16 protein-coding genes and 2 pseudogenes are annotated in these 17,694 nt (G+C 67.1%); 6 read left to right on the top strand and 12 right to left on the bottom strand.

The window, feature by feature from the left end; genetic code table 11:
* Positions 1-143: 143 nt before the first annotated feature.
* The 6 genes from QMX85_RS21295 to oscA all read right to left on the bottom strand — a co-directional run bounded on the left by QMX85_RS21295 (position 144) and on the right by oscA (position 5,395).
* Positions 144-884 (bottom strand): hypothetical protein, encoded by a 741-nt coding sequence (locus QMX85_RS21295; protein ID WP_273234595.1) that lies wholly within the window; start codon positions 882-884, stop codon positions 144-146.
* 234 nt (positions 885-1,118) lie between these two features.
* Entirely contained in the window at positions 1,119-2,120 is a 1,002-nt protein-coding gene (locus QMX85_RS21290) for a sulfate ABC transporter ATP-binding protein (RefSeq protein ID WP_282344232.1), read from the bottom strand.
* 82 nt (positions 2,121-2,202) lie between these two features.
* Positions 2,203-3,069, bottom strand: a complete 867-nt coding sequence (gene cysW, locus QMX85_RS21285; RefSeq protein ID WP_282344235.1) for a sulfate ABC transporter permease subunit CysW — start codon at positions 3,067-3,069, stop codon at positions 2,203-2,205.
* 16 nt (positions 3,070-3,085) lie between these two features.
* Positions 3,086-3,898, bottom strand: a complete 813-nt coding sequence (gene cysT / locus QMX85_RS21280) for a sulfate ABC transporter permease subunit CysT (RefSeq protein ID WP_090224766.1) — start codon at positions 3,896-3,898, stop codon at positions 3,086-3,088.
* 127 nt (positions 3,899-4,025) lie between these two features.
* A complete protein-coding gene (locus QMX85_RS21275; RefSeq protein WP_090224767.1) occupies positions 4,026-5,039 on the bottom strand; it encodes a sulfate ABC transporter substrate-binding protein in 1,014 nt (337 codons plus the stop codon).
* Between the two features lie 173 nt (positions 5,040-5,212).
* Positions 5,213-5,395 carry a sulfur starvation response protein OscA gene (oscA, locus tag QMX85_RS21270; protein WP_090224769.1) on the bottom strand — a complete coding sequence of 61 codons (183 nt, stop codon included), beginning with the start codon at positions 5,393-5,395 and terminating at the stop codon, positions 5,213-5,215.
* Positions 5,396-5,616: 221 nt separating this feature from the next.
* On the opposite strand from oscA, the gene QMX85_RS21265 reads away from it, so the two are divergent.
* The 6 genes and pseudogenes from QMX85_RS21265 to QMX85_RS21240 all read left to right on the top strand — a co-directional run bounded on the left by QMX85_RS21265 (position 5,617) and on the right by QMX85_RS21240 (position 11,341).
* On the top strand, positions 5,617-6,198 hold the full coding sequence (locus QMX85_RS21265) for an alpha/beta hydrolase (protein WP_282344230.1): 582 nt from the start codon (positions 5,617-5,619) through the stop codon (positions 6,196-6,198).
* 74 nt (positions 6,199-6,272) lie between these two features.
* Positions 6,273-7,208: a sigma 54-interacting transcriptional regulator gene (locus tag QMX85_RS21260; protein WP_282344229.1), complete on the top strand. Its 936-nt coding sequence runs from the start codon at positions 6,273-6,275 to the stop codon at positions 7,206-7,208.
* 166 nt (positions 7,209-7,374) lie between these two features.
* Positions 7,375-8,271, top strand: coding sequence for a TauD/TfdA family dioxygenase (locus QMX85_RS21255; protein WP_282344228.1), 897 nt, complete (start codon positions 7,375-7,377; stop codon positions 8,269-8,271).
* 41 nt (positions 8,272-8,312) lie between these two features.
* Positions 8,313-9,166, top strand: a pseudogene (locus QMX85_RS21250) (ABC transporter ATP-binding protein).
* Positions 9,167-9,181: 15 nt separating this feature from the next.
* Positions 9,182-10,051 (top strand): ABC transporter permease, encoded by an 870-nt coding sequence (locus QMX85_RS21245; RefSeq protein ID WP_282344226.1) that lies wholly within the window; start codon positions 9,182-9,184, stop codon positions 10,049-10,051.
* 291 nt (positions 10,052-10,342) lie between these two features.
* Entirely contained in the window at positions 10,343-11,341 is a 999-nt protein-coding gene (locus QMX85_RS21240; protein WP_282344225.1) for an ABC transporter substrate-binding protein, read from the top strand.
* Between the two features lie 269 nt (positions 11,342-11,610).
* On the opposite strand, the pseudogene ssuD reads toward QMX85_RS21240, so the two are convergent.
* The 6 genes and pseudogenes from ssuD to gloB form a co-directional block, all read right to left on the bottom strand.
* Positions 11,611-12,757 (bottom strand): annotated as a pseudogene (ssuD, locus tag QMX85_RS21235) (FMNH2-dependent alkanesulfonate monooxygenase).
* A gap of 221 nt (positions 12,758-12,978) precedes the next feature.
* Positions 12,979-13,596, bottom strand: a complete 618-nt coding sequence (locus QMX85_RS21230; RefSeq protein ID WP_282344224.1) for a class I SAM-dependent methyltransferase — start codon at positions 13,594-13,596, stop codon at positions 12,979-12,981.
* A gap of 4 nt (positions 13,597-13,600) precedes the next feature.
* Complete coding sequence (locus tag QMX85_RS21225; protein ID WP_282344223.1) at positions 13,601-13,945, bottom strand: YdbL family protein; 345 nt, start codon at positions 13,943-13,945, stop codon at positions 13,601-13,603.
* 10 nt (positions 13,946-13,955) lie between these two features.
* The gene (locus QMX85_RS21220) at positions 13,956-14,147 is read right to left on the bottom strand and encodes a YnbE family lipoprotein (protein ID WP_282344221.1); all 192 of its coding nucleotides are present in this window, start codon (positions 14,145-14,147) and stop codon (positions 13,956-13,958) included.
* Positions 14,147-16,756 carry a YdbH domain-containing protein gene (locus tag QMX85_RS21215; protein WP_282344219.1) on the bottom strand — a complete coding sequence of 870 codons (2,610 nt, stop codon included), beginning with the start codon at positions 16,754-16,756 and terminating at the stop codon, positions 14,147-14,149. Before QMX85_RS21215 ends, QMX85_RS21220 begins: the two co-directional genes overlap by 1 nt.
* Positions 16,757-16,804: 48 nt before the next feature.
* The gene (gene gloB, locus QMX85_RS21210) at positions 16,805-17,596 is read right to left on the bottom strand and encodes a hydroxyacylglutathione hydrolase (RefSeq protein ID WP_282344217.1); all 792 of its coding nucleotides are present in this window, start codon (positions 17,594-17,596) and stop codon (positions 16,805-16,807) included.
* Positions 17,597-17,694 lie beyond the last annotated feature (98 nt).

The raw sequence follows: 17,694 nt of genomic DNA, 5'->3' as shown, positions 1-17,694 counted from the left end.
CGGCGCACCCTACGGAGCGGCGGATCGCTTCGGGCGCGAGGTTCGTCCTAGGGTGCGCCGCGCGCACCCTGGGTGACGATGCGGGTTGAGGCTGGCGCAAGAGTGTTTCGGTGCGCATGGCGCATCCTGCGAACTGCGGCGGGTTAATTCATGCTCATCCACTGGTCGCTGAGGGTGCGGGTGTTGCGGTCGACCACGGTGGGCGCGTAGGGACGACCGGACACGCTGATCAGCGAGTTGCTCTGGCTGTTGAGGTCCAGCAGCGCGGCGCGGAGGAACTTCCAGCGCGTCTGCAGGCGGGCCAGGGCGGCGGGGTCACGGGCGGCGAAGGTCTGGATCTCCGCGTCGATGGACGGCACCAGTTGGCGCTCGTCCTGGCCGAGGTAGTTTTCCGGCTGTTCGCGGGCGATCTCGAAGGCGCCGAGGTAGGCGCGATTGAGGTACTGCACGCCGAGGTACTCCACCTTGGCGGCGACTTCGGTGTGCGGCGCGCCGGGCATCGCGCGGGCGGCGGTGAGGAAGTCGCGCAGGCGCTTGTTCAGCTCCAGCGGATAACCCCAGGGCATGGCGTCCTCCCTGGGACCGAAGGCCACACCGCGGCGCAGTTCGGTCACCAGGTCGCGCTGTTCGGCGAGCAGCGCGCTGCTGGGCTCCGGCACGCGGCGCATGGCGGCATCGAGGGCCTTGATGTCCTGTTCGAGGCGTTCGCGGTACATGTCCTGAAAGCCTTCCCCGCGCAGCAGGATGAGGCTCGACGTGGCGCGTGAGGCGTAGATCTGCACCTGCTCGAGAACCGACAGCTCGGCCTGCGCGGCGGGCGCGGCGGCGGTCGTCAGCCCGGCGAGGAGGGTGCACAGCAGTACGAGGAATGGCTTGGGATTCATTTCCGGAAAGCTCCTGATCTTATTGTTGTGAGCCAGCGCTGCCTCTCTGGGCAGTCGGTGCATAGCCTAACGCCGAAACGGAGTTTTCGGATTGCTCGAAAGTGTGATTTTTACGATCGAACGCGTCGCGCTCGACGCCATTGCGTGCGCAATCGCGGCGCAATGAGAACGGGGAGGGCCGGCGCGGGTTGGCCGGAAGGCCGCGCGCCCGTCTGGCGCGCGGCGGCGGGGCGGTCAGACGTGCTGCACGGCGCTGGACGGCGTGAGGATCGCCTTCGGCTTGAAGTACAGGGTTTCGCCGCGGACGAGACCGGCGAGGCTGCCGTGATCCTTGGCGACTTCCGCCTCGATCAGTTCGTCCTGGCCGTCGACCTGCAGGGTCACGCGGGTGATCGCGCCCAGCGGGCGGATGTCGCGGACCTGCGCGGCGCGGTGTTCGTCCGCGGCCGAGCGCGACAGCGAGACCTCGTGCGGGCGGAACAGCAGGTGGTTGTCCTCGGCCAGTTGCAGGCGGTTGGAGTCGCCGAGGAAGTGGTAGACGAACTCGCTGGCGGGCTTCTCGTAGACCTCCGCCGGGGTGCCGATCTGCTCGATCACGCCCTTGTTCATCACCACGATGCGGTCGGCGACTTCCATCGCTTCTTCCTGGTCGTGGGTGACGAACACCGAAGTCAGGTGGACTTCCTCGTGCAGGCGCGCGAGCCAGCGGCGCAGCTCCTTGCGCACCTTGGCGTCGAGCGCTCCGAAGGGTTCGTCGAGCAGCAGGATCTTCGGTTCCACCGCCAGTGCGCGGGCCAGGGCGATGCGCTGGCGCTGGCCGCCGGAGAGTTGCTCCGGGTAGCGGTCGGCGAGCCAGTCGAGCTGCACCAGGTTGAGCAGTTCGTGGACCTTGCCGGCGATTACGCTTTCGCTCGGGCGCTGCTTCTTCGGCTTCATGCGCAGGCCGAAGGCGACGTTGTCGAACACCGTCATGTGGCGGAAAAGGGCGTAGTGCTGGAAGACGAAGCCGACGTTGCGGTCGCGCACGTCATGGCCGGAAACGTCCTCGCCATGGAACACGATGCTGCCGGTGTCCGGGGTTTCCAGGCCGGCGATGATGCGCAGCAGCGAGGTCTTGCCGCAGCCGGACGGGCCGAGCAGGGCGACCAGCTCGCCGCTGCGGATGTGCAGGTCGATATTCTTCAGCGCCTGGAAGTTGCCGAAGTGTTTGTTGATGCCACGAATCTCGATGCTCATGTCAGCCTCGTTTGCTGTGCCACGGCGTTGGCCGGGTGACGGCGCGCGGCGCCGGTCGTTTCGTTCGGTATCTGGCGCGCGATCATTCGTCGTCGCGCACCAGGCTGCGGCTCAGCCGCGATTCGCTCCACTGCCGCAGCAGGAGGATCACCAGGGCCATCGCCAGCAACAGGATCGCCACGCTGAACGCGGCGACGATGTTGTATTCGTTGTAGAGAATCTCGATGTGCAGCGGCAGCGTGTTGGTCATCCCGCGGATGTGCCCCGAGACCACCGACACCGCGCCGAACTCGCCCATCGCGCGGGCCGTGCAGAGTACCACGCCGTAGATCAGCGCCCACTTCACGTTGGGCAGGGTGACGTGCCAGAACATCTGCCAGCCGTTCGCGCCGAGCAGCCGCGCGGCCTCTTCCTCGGTGGTGCCCTGTTCCTCCATCAGCGGGATCAGCTCGCGGGCGACGAAGGGGAAGGTGACGAAAATAGTCGCCAGGACGATCCCCGGCACGGCGTAGACGATCTGCAGGTCATGCGCCTGGAGGAACGGGGCGACGACGCCCTGCGAACCGAACAGCAGCACGTAGATCAGGCCGGCGACCACCGGCGAAACCGAGAACGGCATGTCGATCAGGGTGATCAGCAGACTCTTGCCGCGGAACTCGAACTTGGTCACGCACCAGGCCGCGGCGACGCCGAACACCAGGTTCAGCGGCACCGAGATGCCCGTGGCCAGCAGGGTCAGCTTGAGGGCGGAGATCGCGTCCGGTTCGCTGATCGCGTTCCAGAACACGTCCAGCCCGCGTTGCAGGCCCTGGGTGACGACGATGTACAGCGGCAGCAGCAGGACCACCGCGAAGATGATCCAGGCCAGGCCGATCAGGATCAGCGCGGCGGGCGTGCGCTGCACGCTGGCGCGCACGGCGCTGTCCTTGGTCAGGGTTGCGCTTGCGATGCTCATCTCGCGCTCCTCAGTTCTGCGGCTGCAGGCGACGCTGCAGCAGGTTGATCAACAGCAGCAGGACGAACGACACCGCCAGCATCAGCACACCGATCCCGGTGGCGCCCTTGTAGTCGTACTGGTCGAGCTTGGAGACGATCAGCAGCGGCAGGATCTCGGTCTTCAGGGGGATGTTGCCGGCGATGAACACCACCGAGCCGTACTCGCCGACGCCGCGGGCGAAGGCCAGGGCGAAACCGGTCACCCAGGCCGGCAGCAGGCTCGGCAGCAGCACGTGGCGGAACACCTGCAAGGGACGCGCGCCCAGGCAGGTTGCCGCTTCCTCGATTTCCTTGGGAATGTCGGCCAGCACCGGCTGCAGGGTGCGCACCACGAACGGCAGGGTGACGAACACCAGCGCCAGGGTGATGCCCAGCGGGGTGTAGGCGATCTTGAAGGGGAACAGCGAGCCGATCAGCCCGTTGGGCGCGTACAGCGAGGTCAGCGCGATGCCGGCCACCGCGGTGGGCAGGGCGAAGGGCATGTCGACCATCGCGTCGATGATGCGCCGGCCGGGAAAGCGGTAGCGCACCAGCACCCAGGCCAGCACGGTGCCGAGCACGCCGTTGAGGAGGGCGGCGAACAGCGCGGTGCCGAACGACAGTTTGAGCGAGAACAGCACCTGGCGGCTGCTGATCAGCGACCACCATTGTTCGGCGGTCATCTGCAGGGAATAGATCAGCATGGCGCCGAGGGGGATCAGAACGATCAGCGCGAGGTAGCTGATGGTGTAACCCAGCGTCAGCCCGAAGCCGGGTATGACCGGGGAGGTTCGGTGGGACATGTGGCGTCCTTGGGTAAGGTATCGATGCGTGGTGCGGGGCGTGCGATGCCCGATGAGCCGTCGGCGGGTTACGCGGCGCCCGTCCCTGCGAAGGACGGGGCTGTCGCGGAGCCGCCGCTAACCCACCCTACTGGTTGATCTTCTTGAAGATGTCGTCGAACACGCCGCCATCGTCGAAGAACTTGGGTTGGGCCTGCTTCCAGCCGCCGAACTCCTTGTCGATCGTCACCAGTTCGAGCTGGGCGAACTTGTCCTTGAATTCGGCCGCGACCTTGGCATCGCGTGGACGGTAGAAGTTCTTCGCCGCGATGCGCTGGCCTTCTTCGCTGTAGAGGTATTGCAGGTAGGCATCGGCGACCTTGCGGGTGCCCTTGCGATCGACGTTGGCGTCGACCACCGAAACCGGCGGCTCGGCGAGGATCGACAGCGACGGAGTGACGATTTCCAGCTGGTCGCCGCCTTCCTCGGCGAGCGACAGGTAGGCCTCGTTCTCCCAGGCCAGCAGCACGTCGCCGAGTTGACGCTGGACGAAGCTGATGGTCGCGCCGCGGGCGCCGGTATCGAGCACCGGGGCGTGACGGTACAGCTCGGTGACGAACTCCAGGGCCTTGTCATCGCTGCCGTACTTTTTCTTCGCGTAGGCCCAGGCGGCGAGGAAGTTCCAGCGCGCGCCGCCGGAGGTTTTCGGGTTCGGGGTGATCACCTCGACACCGCTCTTCACCAGGTCGTCCCAGTCCTTGATGTGTTTCGGGTTGCCCTTGCGCACCAGGAACACGATGGTCGAGGTGTACGGCGTGCTGTTCTGCGGCAGGCGCGCCTGCCAGTTGGGGTCGATCAGCGGCTTGAGCAGGTTCAGCGCGTCGATGTCGCCGGACAGCGCCAGGGTCACCACGTCAGCCTGCAGGCCGTCGATCACCGCGCGAGCCTGTTTGCCCGAACCGCCGTGGGATTGCTTGATGACCACGTCTTCGCCGGTCTCGGCCTTCCAGTGCTTGGCGAAGGCGGCGTTGTACTCGACGTACAGCTCGCGGGTGGGGTCGTAGGAGACGTTGAGCAGTTCGGTGGCGGCGAAGGACTGCGCGCTGAACAGGGCGCCAGCGATCAGCGCCAGGCTGAACGAACGGATGGATTTGGTCGACATGGTGCGCTCCGAAGCGCGCCGTTCCTGGCGCGCGGATCAATTCTGAGTGTTGGCTGGTGCGGTTCGATCGGGGTTCAGCGCATTCGCCAGCAACAGCGGCGATAGCCGTGCGGGGACATGCTTCTTCTAATCGTTTTCATACTCATGCCTCCGGCGGTCCGGTCGGGGTGAATTCAGGCCGGCTTGCCGGAGGACGGCTGCAGGCGGAATTTTTCCTTGCGTTCGATCTGCACGACCTGGGCGTTGTGGACGGTGATTTCCACCGAGCCGAAACGCAGGTCGCGCAGGGCACTCTGGATTTCGCGCAGGATGGTTTGCTCGTCCTGGCCATCGACGCTTCTTATGGTTGCGCTCATGGGTCTTTCCTTCGCTGGGCGCCATGCGATGGCAATGGCGTGGGGGCGAATATAGGGAGGTATTTTTATTCTTAAAAATACCGTTTTAGTATTTTTATATAACCTTTAGATCGCATATGATGTCGCTGCAATGTGGACTTGTAGAATAAGAACATAATCTTTTATTCCTTCATTGCTCGATTCAAGCTGCCTACACTGCCGCCAGAACATTGGAGGCGAACATGCGAAACGAATCGATCCGTTACCTCATCGTGCCCGGCTGGCAGGGCTCCTCGGACGAGCATTGGCAAAGCCATTGGCAGCGCAGCCTGCCGAACAGCGCGCGGGTCGAGCAAGCCGACTGGGAGCGGCCGCGACGTGAGGACTGGGTGGCGGCGCTGGAGCGCGAAATCGCCGCCGAACGCACGCCGGTGATGCTGATCGCCCACAGCCTGGGTTGCGTCACCGTCGCGCACTGGGCCGAGCAGGCCTCGCCCGCCCTGCTGCGCCGGGTGCGTGGTGCGCTGCTGGTGGCGCCGGCGGACGTCGAGCGCCCCGGTTGCCCGGAAGCGCTGCACAACTTCGCGCCGATTCCCACGCGGCCGCTACCGTTTCCCAGCCAGCTGATCGGCTCCGACGACGATCCGGCCGCCACCGCCGCCCGCGCGCTGGAGCTGGCGCGTGGCTGGGAATCCGAGGCGAGCATCCTGGTCGGCGCGGGGCACATCAACGTGAAGTCCGGCTACACCCGCTGGGAGCAGGGTTTCGCCTGGCTCTACCGGTTGCAGGCGCGGATCGAGCGGCTGGCGCGACACAGCGCCTGAGTCCTCCCTTTCTTCAATCGAGGCCGCCGCGCCCATGGAAGCCCCGGCGGCCTCGACGTTTCAGGAACAATCCCATGCACGACGACCTGCGCCAACCGCTGCTGGCTTTCCCCGATGCCGAAAAGAACCCGTTGAGCATTCGCGCCAAGGCGCTGGTATTCATCGACCCGCGCTCGCGGCAACTGCGCGAACGTGTCGAGCAGCTCGCTGACAGCGAATTGCCGGTGCTGATCCGCGGCGAAACCGGCACCGGCAAGGAGCTGCTGGCGCGCTACATCCACCGCAGCAGCGAGCGCCACGGATTGTTCGTCGCGGTCAACTGCGAGGCGCTGAGCCCGACCTACGGCGAGGCCGAGCTGTTCGGCCATGCGCCGGGCGCCCACACCGGCGCGGCCAGCAGCCGCGCCGGCTGGTTCGGTTCGGCCACCGGCGGCACGCTGTATCTGGACGAGATCGGCGACCTGCCACTGGCCTTGCAGGGCAAGTTGCTGGCCGCGCTGGAGACCCGCGAGGTGATCCGCGTCGGCGCGCGCCAGCCGAGTCCGGCGGACGTGCGCCTGGTCGCCGCCACCAGCATCGACCTGGGCCAGGCCGTCGCCGCGGGCAAGTTCAACGAGCGTCTCTACCACTACCTGGGCGACGGCTACGTGCACCTGTTGCCGTTGCGCGAACGGCCTGGCGACATCCTCGCCCTGGGCGAGTATTTCCTCGGCACCTATGCCCAGCGCCTCGGCCTGGCGCTGCCGCAGTTCGCCCAGTCCGCGCGTGAGGCGCTGGAGCAGCACGACTGGCCGGGCAACACCCGCGAGTTGGAGAGCGTCATCCACTTCGCACTGCTGGTCAGCAGCGGCGCGGAGATTCTCGCCGAGCACCTGAACCTGCCCGCGCCCTGCGGATTGGCGCGTCTCGAACGGCAGCTGCAGCTTGCCAGCGAGGACCCGCAGACGCGTGTTGCGCTGTTCGATCTGCTGCGCCGGGTGCTGGCGGACGAGCCGCGCGCCCGGCCATAACCTTATGCACTAATCGTATTTATATCTGACATTCTTATTCACTTATAGTCGTTACTCGCGTACCTGCCGGCCAACCGGCGCGCCGCACATGAAACGAGAAGCCAGGGCGACATCGTCCTGATCCTTTCAATGCGCGCGTCCGTCGCGCCTGCATGGAGAAACATCCATGAACGCGGTAGCTGCGGTGGCGACTCCTTCCCCGGAGACCACCTCGCAACACTTCGACATCCGTCCGCTGGGCAAGCTCGGCGCGGAAATCGTCGGCCTCGACCTCGCCCGCCCGCTGAATGACGCGGATTTCGCCCGGGTGCACCGCGCCCACCTCGACCACGGCCTGCTGGTGTTCCGTGACCAGCACATCAGCCCGCAGCAACAGGTCGATTTCAGCCGCCGCTTCGGCCCGCTGCAGATCCACGTGCTCAAGCAGTTCCTCCTGGCCGGGCACCCGGAAGTCTTCATCATTTCCAACATCGTCGAGAACGGCCAGCCGATCGGCCTGGGCGACGCCGGCAAGTTCTGGCACTCGGACCTGTCCTACAAGGAATTTCCCAGCCTGGGCTCGATGCTCCACGCCCAGGAGCTGCCGGAAGAGGGCGGCGACACCCTGTTCGCCAGCCAGCAGCTGGCCTACGAGACCCTGCCGGCGGAGCTGGCTCGTGCCATCCAGGGTAAACGCGCGGCGCACCTCTACACGGCGCGCTACGCCGATGAAGTGTTCAAGGGCATTCGCCGGCCGACGCTGACCGCGGCGCAGCTCGCCGAGGTCACGGCGGTGGTCCATCCGGTGGTGCGCACGCACCCGGAAACCGGGCGCAAGGGCCTGTTCGTCAACGAGAACTTCACCACCCATATTCTCGATGTCCCCGAGGACGAGAGCCGGCAGATCCTCGCCGAGCTGTACGCCCACAGCGCGCGCCCGGAGTTCATCCATCGCCACGTCTGGCAGCCGCACGACATGGTGTTCTGGGACAACCGTTCGCTGATCCACCTCGCCACCGGTTGCCCGAGCCACCTGCGCCGGCGCATGCACCGCACCACCATCCAGGGCGATGTGCCGTTCTGAACGGCGCGCCTCCTCAGCCCCCACCCAGTAAAGGAAATCCGATGAACGCCGTCCTGCAAGGCCACACGGCCAGCGCTTCGGCACTGGCAGCACTGCTGCACGTGGACAAGGTCAGCCTGGAATACAAGACCCCGCAGCGCGTGGTGCGGGCCACCCATGAAGTGAGTTTCGACGTCTATCCGGGCGACCGTTTCGTCCTGCTCGGGCCGTCCGGTTGCGGCAAGTCGACCCTGCTCAAGTCGGTCGCCGGCTTCATCGAGCCGAGCGACGGGGAAATCCGCCTCGATGGCCAGCGCGTCAGCGAGCCGGGCCCCGACCGCATCGTGGTGTTCCAGGAATTCGACCAACTGCCGCCGTGGAAGACGGTGAAGCAGAACGTCATGTTCCCGCTGCTCGCCTCGCGCACCCTCAAGCGCCGCGAGGCCGAGGAGCGCGCGTTGCACTACCTGGAGAAGGTCGGCTTGGCCCCCTTCGCCGACGCCTACCCGCACACCCTTTCCGGCGGCATGAAGGCGCGCGTCGCCATCGCCCGCGCGCTGGCCATGCAGCCGAAGATCCTGCTGATGGACGAGCCGTTCGCCGCGCTCGATGCGCTGACCCGCCGCAAGATGCAGGAAGAGCTGCTGCAGCTGTGGGACGAAGTGCGCTTCACCCTGCTGTTCGTCACCCACTCCATCGAGGAGGCACTGGTGGTGGGCAATCGCATCCTGCTGCTCTCGCCGCATCCGGGGCGCGTGCGGGCGGAGATCAATGCGCACGCCTTCGACCTGAACAGCCTGGGCGGCGTCGACTTCCAGCACACCGCGCAGCGCATCCACCGGCTGCTGTTCGATGAAGACGGCGAGCCGCAGGTCGACCCGACCTGCGCTTCCAGGACATCCGCATTTCCTACTGACACGGGAGCACCATCATGAAACTGATCCCGCCCGTGCGCGCGGAATACGAAATCGCCCTGCAGCCGCTGGTCGGCCTGCCGCTGGAGCGCAAGCTGCCACTGGCGCAACGCCTGTGGCAGCAGGGCTGGCTGCGCAAGACGCTGATCCTGGTGTTGCTGGCCGTGCTCTGGGAGGTGGTCGCGCGCTACCAGGCCAACGACCTGATGCTGCCGAGCTTCCTGCAGACCGCCCGCGCCTTCTTCGAAGATATGGCCAGCGGCGTGCTGATCGAGCGCGTCGGGATTTCCCTGTCGATCCTGTTCAAGGGTTACCTGATCGGCATCGTCCTGGCGTTCGGCCTGACCACCCTGGCGGTGTCGACCCAGCTCGGCCGCGACCTGCTCAGCACCCTGACGTCGATGCTCAATCCGCTGCCGCCGATCGCCCTGCTGCCGCTGGCGCTGCTCTGGTTCGGCCTCGGCCAGGCCAGCCTGGTCTTCGTGCTGGTGCATTCGGTGCTCTGGCCGCTGGCGCTGAACACCTACGCCGGCTTCCTCGGCGTCTCCGAAACCCAGCGCATGGCCGGGCGCAACTACGGCCTGCGCGGGCTGCGTTTCGTCCTGCTGATTCTGGTCCCGGCGGCGCTGCCGTCGATCCTCGCCGGGCTGAAGATCGGCTGGGCCTTCGCCTGGCGCACGCTGATCGCCGCCGAACTGGTGTTCGGTGCCTCCAGTGGCAAGGGCGGACTGGGCTGGTACATCTTCCAGAACCGCAACGAGCTGTACACCGACAAGGTTTTCGCCGGGCTGGTCGCGGTGATCCTGATCGGCCTGGTGGTGGAGAACCTGGTGTTCGCCACCCTGGAGCGAGTCACCGTGAAGCGCTGGGGAATGCAGCGCGGTTAATCGCGCCGTAGGGTGGATCGGGGCGCGTAGCTGACGCTCTTTGCATCCATCAGGCGGAGGTCGGGCTGGACAGCCCCCCGGTGGATCGATGAAGCACGATCCACCCTACGGCGTTTGTAGGGTGGATAACGCTCTTTTTATCCACCGGGCGGAGGCTTGGCTGGCTCGCCACCCGATGGGCCGCCAAAGCGTGCTCCGCCTTACCAGAGTTCTCCGAGACCGGGCCGCCGGATCGGCCTTTGCCAACACCGAAATCCGGCCGTCAGCGGCCACTACTTTTTTGGGGACACCATGAACCATCGCATCCGCAACACCCTGCTGGCCGCCGCGTTGCTGGCGCCGGCGCTGGCCCAGGCCGAAGGCAGCATCAGCATCGCCCAGCAGTTCGGCATCGGTTACCTGATCCTCGACGTGGTCAAGGAACAGAAGCTGATCGAGAAACACGGCAAGGCCCTGGGCCTGGACAACGTCGAGGTCGACTGGCGGACCATTTCCGGTGCCACGGCGATGAACGAGGCGCTGCTGGCCAATGCCCTGGACGTGGTCTCGGCCGGCGTGCCGCCGATGCTCACCGTGTGGGACCGCACCCGCGGCAAGCAGAACGTCAAGGCCATCGCCTCGCTGGGTTCGATGCCCAACTACCTGCTGAGCAACCGCGCCGAGGTGAAGACCCTCGACGACCTTTCCGACAAGGACCGCATCGCCGTGCCGGCCGCGGGCGTCGGCTTCCAGTCGCGCACCCTGCAGATCGAGACGGCCAAGCGCTACGGCAACGCCGACTTCCAGCGCTTCGACAAGATCTCCGTGAGCCTGCCGCACCCGGACGCCACCGCCGCGCTGCTGGCCGGCGGCTCGGAGATCAGCGCGCATTTCTCCAGCCCGCCGTTCCAGTACCAGGCACTGGAAAACCCCAAGGTACACAAGCTGATCAGCTCCTACGACATCCTCGGCGGCCAGGCCACCTTCAACGTGCTCTACACCACGCAGAAATTCCATGATGAGAATCCGAAGACCTACAAGGCCTTCTATGACGCCCTCGTCGAGGCCTCGCAGATCATCAAGGCGGACAAGGCCAAGGCTGCGCAGACCTACATCGACGTCGAGCAATCCAAGCTGCCGCTGGCCTTCGTGCAGAAGACCGTCGAAGACCCGGAGATCGACTTCACCGTCTCCCCGGAGCGCACCTTCATCTACGCCGAGAAGCTCAACGAGCTGGGCGTGCTGAAGAACGAGGCGGCGTCCTGGAAGGACTATTTCTTCGAGGAAGCCCACGTCAATCCGGGCAGCTGATCGGTCCCGCCTGCTGACGAACCGCCGCGTCCGCGTCGCGCTGTTCGCCGCCGCCTGCCAGTTGCGCGAGGCCGGCTGGCCGGCGAACGCGTGGTGGCGCTGAACACCGGCGCCGGCATCAAGTACCCCGACACCCTCAGCGTCGAGGTGCCGCTGCTGGAGCCGGACGATCGACTGCCACGTTGATGCCGGCTCGTGGGGGGACGTATCCGTTCCGTAGGGTGCGCCATGCGCACCGGCACTTTGGGTGCCGGGCGAAGGGTGGCGACTTAGCGCTGCGCGGCGCGTGGCGGCAACTGGTCGTTGGCGATGGCTTCGCCGAAGGGGCTGATCAGGTTGGCGCCGAGCTTTTCCCGGACCGGCGGCGGCAGCAGCGGGAACACCAGCTCGGCGAAGCGGTAGGCCTCTTCCAGATGCGGGTAGCCGGAGAGCACGAAGGTGTCGGCGCCCAGCTCGGCGTATTCCAGCAGGCGGTCGGCGACCTGTTGCGGGCTGCCCACCAGCGCGGTGCCGGCGCCGCCGCGGACCAGGCCGACGCCGGCCCAGAGGTTGGGGCTGACGACCAGGTCGCCGCGCTTGCCGTTGTTCAGTTCCTGCATGCGTTGCTGACCGTGGGAATCCATCCGCGCCAGCGAGGCCTGGGCGCGGGCGATGGTGTCGTCGTCGAGGTGGCTGATCAGGCGATCGGCGGCCTGCCAGGCTTCCTGCTCGGTCTCGCGGACGATCACGTGCAGGCGCACGCCGAAACGCACGGTGCGGCCGAGGGCGGCGGCGCGGCGACGGATGTCGGCGAACTTCTTCGCCACCTCGTGGGGTGTTTCACCCCAGGAGATATATAAATCCACATGCTCGGCGGCCACTTCATGGGCGGCCGGCGAAGAACCCCCGAAGAACAACGGCGGATGCGGTTGCTGCAAGGCGGGGAATATCTGCCGCGCGCCTTTTACCTGAATATGTTCACCGTCGAAGTCCACCGTTTCACCGGCGAAGAGTTTCTTCCACACGCTGAGGAATTCGTCGGCGTGGTCATAACGTTCGTCATGCCCGAGAAAGTTGCCGTCGGCTTCCAGGTCGGACGAGTCGCCGCCGGCCACCACGTTGACCAGCAGGCGTCCGCCGGACAGCCGATCCAGCGTCGCGGCCATGCGCACATTGGCGGTCACCGAGAAGGTCGCCGGGCGCAAGGCGACCAGGAATTTCAGCGTGCGGGTCACCGGAACCAGGCTGGAAGCCACGATCCACGAGTCCTCGCAGGAACGCCCGGTGGGAATCAGGACGCCGCCGTAGCCGAGCTTTTCCGCCGCCTGGGCGATCTGTTGCAGGTAGGCCGTGATCCACGGCGCGTGCCTGATTGGCACTGCCCAGGTAGCGGCCGTCGCCGTGCGTTGGCAGGAACCAGAAAACATTGAGACTCATATTAACTCCCTAAGGTTTGATTATACGGGGAGCCATTCTTTCAATTGGGCGGTGCGTTGAAAGTTGATATGTATCAAGTGGAATCTGGCAGGTTCGCCTTTATCAAGATCGTTTTGGCGGAGGCGAATTCAATAGGTAATAAGCGCTCACTTAGGCCTATAAGCTGATAACTTTTTCAATGGCATCGAGGTAATTAACCGCTGCGCCGGAAGTGTTCTACGTCAGCGCCGCCATACACTCGCCAGCCAGGGTTGCTGGTCGCGCGGCAAGCCTTCGGGCCGGTAGTAGTGTTCCAGCTCGGTGAAGCCGGCGGCGGTGAGGTAGTCGCGCCAGCGCGCCCAGTCGTGCCAGGCGCCATAGCGTTCGCCGCTCCAGCCTTCGCGGTTGTCGCCGCGCGGGTTGGAGGCGAACAGTACGCCGCCGGGCTTGAGCGTGGCGTGCAGCTGGCGCAGCACGCGCGGCAGGTCGGCGCGCGGTACGTGGAACAGCGAGGCGTTGGCGAACACGCCGTCGAAGCGTTCCGGCGGCAGGTCGAGGGCGAGGAAATCCTGTTGCCAGACCTCGCAGCCGCTGTCGGCGCGGGCCATCTCGACGAAGCGCGCGGTGCCGTCGAGGCCGACCGGCGTGTGCCCGAGGGCCTTGAAGGTGCGCAGGTCGCGGCCCGGCCCGCAGCCAAAATCCAGCAGCGCGAAAGGCGCCTCGGCCTGGATGTGGCGCAGCAGCGCGGCGATGTTCTGGCTGACGTCGTGGTCGCGGGTGCCCTCGCGAAAGCCTTCGGCGTTGCGCGCGTAGTGGGCGAGGGTCAGGCGGCTGATCGCACCCTTGTCGTCGGCGTCCATCGGCTTACTTCTTCATCCATTTGCCGTTGAGCTGGATGTATTGCCCGCTCGGGGTCTTGTCCAGCGCCTTCTTGCCGGCGATGGCCTCGACGTCGCCCAGGGCGATGCCGTTCTGCTTGGCCAGGCGCTGGTACTCGGCGCGGCGCGCCTGGTTGATCTGCGCGGCGATGTCCTCGGCCTGGCCGCCGGGCTTGACCACGCCGAGGTAACCGTCGGGTTGCTCGCCGAGCTGGCCAGCGGCCTTGGCGGCGCCGAGCGCGGACATCGCCTCGTTGAGGCTGAGGGCGAAGGCCGGAGTGGCCAGGCAGAGGGCCAGCAGGCTGGCTGCGAAGGTGTGGCGAAGGCGCATGGCAAGTCTCCTAGAAAAGGCCGCTGGATTCGTCGAGGACGTTGTCCAGCGCCTTGTCGACCTTGATGTAGATCTCGTGCTCGATCTTCACGTTGAGGTTGATGTTGATCGGCTCGTTGGGCACCGCCAGTTGCACGGTGGGGGTACAACCGACGCCGGACAACAGCAGCAGGGCGACGGCGAGGATGTGGCGCTGAACCATCAGGGTTTCTCCTCGGTGGGCGACTCGGCGGGGCGCTGCAAACGCTCCTGCACCCGTCGCTGGATGGTTTCGCTGACCCGGCCGCTCAGTTGCAGGCTGGTCAGCAGGGCCGGAATGTCTTCTTCCAGATTGATGTTGAAGTTGAACGGCCGGCCGCGTTCCAGGTCCGGATTGCGCCCGTTCAGGCGCAGGTTGAGCATCAGCTTGCCGGCCTCATCGTAACTGACCGCGCTGCTGAGCAGCTCGTAGCGAAAATCCTCCAGCGCGTCGGCCATCAGCTTCATCGCCGGGTTGGCCTGGGCCAGGGCGATGATCTTCGGCGAATGGAAGCGCAGCATGCCGCCCGGCGGCCGGGCCGCGACTTCACCCTGGTCGATGCGCAGCGCCTGGCCGTTCCAGTGCAGCGGCAGGCGCCCGTCGAGCACGCCGTCGCCACTCAAGCCTTCGGCCGGATAGGCGCGGAACAGTTCCGCCAGTTGCAGTCCCCGCAGCTGCAGCGGCAGATCGAGACCGGCCGCCGCCAGGTCGCCATTGCCGGGCTCCAGCCACAGCCGGCCACCGAGCAGCGCGGTTTCCGCGTGCTGCCAGTCGAGCCGCCCGGCGGCGGGCCGTTGCAGGCTGGTGCGGTAACGTCCGGCAAAACGCAGCGGGCCGATCGCCAGGCCCGGATTGAGTTCGCCCAGGCGCAGGTCGGGCAGTTCCAGCTGCAGGGCCTTGTCGTTCAGGGTGACGCGCGCATCGCCGCTGAGCCCGGACAGCTCCACGCGGTCGTAGATGCCGCCGAGGTTCTGCGCGTTCAGCGCCAGGTCCAGTTCGGGCACACCGTCGCGCAGGTCGAATTGCGCATGCGCGCGCAGCCGGCCGTCGCCCAGTTCCAGCAGCGCCGGCCAGTCCGCCAGGGTCTTCGCCAGCGGGTTGCCGGCGCGCATGAACAGTTCCTGCACCTGCGCCTTCAGGTGCAGCGCGCCGCCGTAGGCGTAGTCGAGCTGCACCTGCGCGGGCAATCCGGCGTCGTTGCCCAGCGCGCCGTCCGCCTTCAGCGCGGCGAGGTCGCTGTCGAATTTGCCCTGCCAGCTCCAGCCCTGTGGCCGCAGGCTGGCCTGGCGCAGTTGGGTCGTTTGCAGGCGCGCGGGACCTTGTGCGCGCAAGGTGTCCAGGCCGGCATCGGAATAGCCGGCGTCCAGCGTCACGCCGGCCAGTGTGGCGTTGAGCGCGTGCAGTTCCAGGGTCGACTGGCCGGCGTCGAGCAGGTCGACGCGCTCGCTGTGCACCTGCGCGGGGTTGCCCAGCAGCAGCCGCGCCTGCCGTTGATCGACCTGCCCGCTGAAGGCCAGGTCGAGGCTCGGCCGGCTCAGGCGCAGGCCGTCCAGCGCGAGCCTGGTGCTCTGACCGCGCAGGCGCGCGCTGTCGATCTGCAGCGTCCAGGGCGGCTGCGTGGCGGTGGCGAGCCTGGCTTCGAGGGTGGCGGCGAGCGCGCCCTGGCTGGCCAGTTGTAGATCGAAGGGCAGCAGACCGTCGCTGCGCGGGCCTTCGGCCGGGACGATGCGCAGGTCGAGGCTGTCGGCGCGCAGGCCGGCGGGCAGTGCGTCGCGCCAACTGCCGGTGAGGTTGTCCAGGCGCAGGGTGGCGCGCACCTCGCCGGGCAGCCAGTGGCCGCGATCCGCCGTGGCGCCCAGTTGCAGGTCGCCCTGGACCTGGCCGACGTCCGGCAGCGGCCAGGGCTGCGGCAGGTGCGCTTCGACTCGCGCGCTGCCGCTGGCGACGCCCAGGTCGCGGGCCCGCAGGGCGCCGGCGGGCAGCTGCAACTGCCAGTCGGCGGCCAGTTGCATCGCCTCCGGCGCCAGCGGCACCTGGCGTTCGCCGAGCAGCATCCATTCGCCGAGCCATTCCACCAGCCAGGGCGCCTCCTGCAGGTTGGGCACCGACAGCTGGCCGCTGAGCGACTGGCCGTCGGCGTTCGGCGCGAGGGCGACACGCAGGCTGGCGCGCGGCTGTTCGTCGATCGCCAGCCCCAACGACAGCCGCGGCGCCTGGCGATCGCCTTCGAGCAGGCCGAGCAGCTGCACCTGGCGGCCGTCGCGTTCGAGATTCACTTCGAGACTGGCCGGGAACAGCGCGGCGCCGGCGTGGCGCAGGCTCAGCGAACCCAGCAGGGCGCAACGCCCGGCGGCGCAGGGCAGGTTGGCGTCGATGCGCTGGATGTCGAAGCGCCGCGGCAGCCATGCCGGCAGCTCGGGCAGCGCCGCCAGGTCGAACGCCGCGGCCTCCCCGGCGTCGGCCTGCGAGGGCGTGTCGAGGTCGATGTTCAACTGGCCGATGCGCAGGCGTCCGCCGTCGCGCCAATCCAGCAGCAGGTCGTCGATGACCAGGTACAGCCGCGCGCCGTCAGCGCCGCGCCGCTGTAGCGACAGGCGCTGCGCCTGCACGCCGTCGGCGCTGATGCGCAGCCCGTTCAGGTCGAGGCGCTCGATGCCCTGGCCGTGCAGCAACCGCGCCCAGGCGAGGCTGAGCAGGGCCAGCAGCAGGAGCGCCAGCAACGCGGACCAGGCGGCGATGCGTCGGCGCGAGCGGCGTTTCGGGGGCAGGGCGGGAGCGGTCAGCGGAATCACCGGGCGGTGGTGCGTGGGCGTTCAGGGTGGCGTGCGCGCCTCGCGAGATCAACCCGGAAAGCCGTTCTTCCATTCCCGCAGGGCGGCGAACACCGCCACCGGATCGGCCTGCTGGCAGCGGCTGAAACGTGCCGCGGCCTCGCGCACCGTGGCCTCGCCGGTGCGCAGGAACGGGTTGGTGGCGCGTTCGCAGGCGAGGTTGGACGGCAGGCTGATGCCGTCGTGGGCGCGGATCGCCTCGGTCTGTTCCAGTCGCTGGCGCAGTTCGCGGTTGTCCGGTTCCACCGCGCAGGCGAAGCGCAGGTTGGCCAGGGTGTACTCGTGGGCGCAGAACACCTCGGTCTCGGCCGGCAGCGCGGCGAGACGGGTGAGGGAGTCATGCATCTGTTGCGCGCTGCCCTCGAACAACCGTCCGCAGCCGCCGGCGAACAGGGTGTCGCCGCTGAACAGCCAGGGTCGCGCGCCTGCCGTGCCCGGCAGGAAGTAGGCGATGTGGTCGAGGGTATGGCCGGGTACGCCGATCACCTCGATGCGCTGGCCGAGCGCCGCGCAGAGGTCGCCGTCGTGCAGCGTCAGGTCGAGCGCGGGGATGCGCCCGCCGGCCGGGCCGATCACCCGGCAGCCGGTGCTGCGCTTGAGCGCCGCGATGCCGCCGGTGTGGTCGTCGTGATGATGGGTGACCAGGATGTCGGCGAGCTGCCAGCCCGGATTGCGTTGCAGCCAGTCCTGCACCGGCTCGGCGTCACCCGGATCGACCACCGCGCAACGCCGCTGGGCAACGTCCTGGAGCAGCCAGATGTAGTTGTCGGCGAAGGCGCGCAGGGCCTGGATGCAGAGCATGGCGGTTCTCCGGTCGGTGAGAGGCGTCCCGCAGCGGCGCGCGGGCGCCGCTGCGGGAGGTTCAGGCGGCATTGGTCTTCAGCGACTCGGCGATGTAG

The organism is Pseudomonas sp. PS02288 (genome assembly GCF_029959715.1).
Taxonomy (GTDB): Bacteria; Pseudomonadota; Gammaproteobacteria; order Pseudomonadales; family Pseudomonadaceae; genus Pseudomonas_O; species Pseudomonas_O kuykendallii.
Note: the sequence above shows the minus strand (reverse complement) of the source record. Positions and strands in the feature narration are given on the sequence as shown.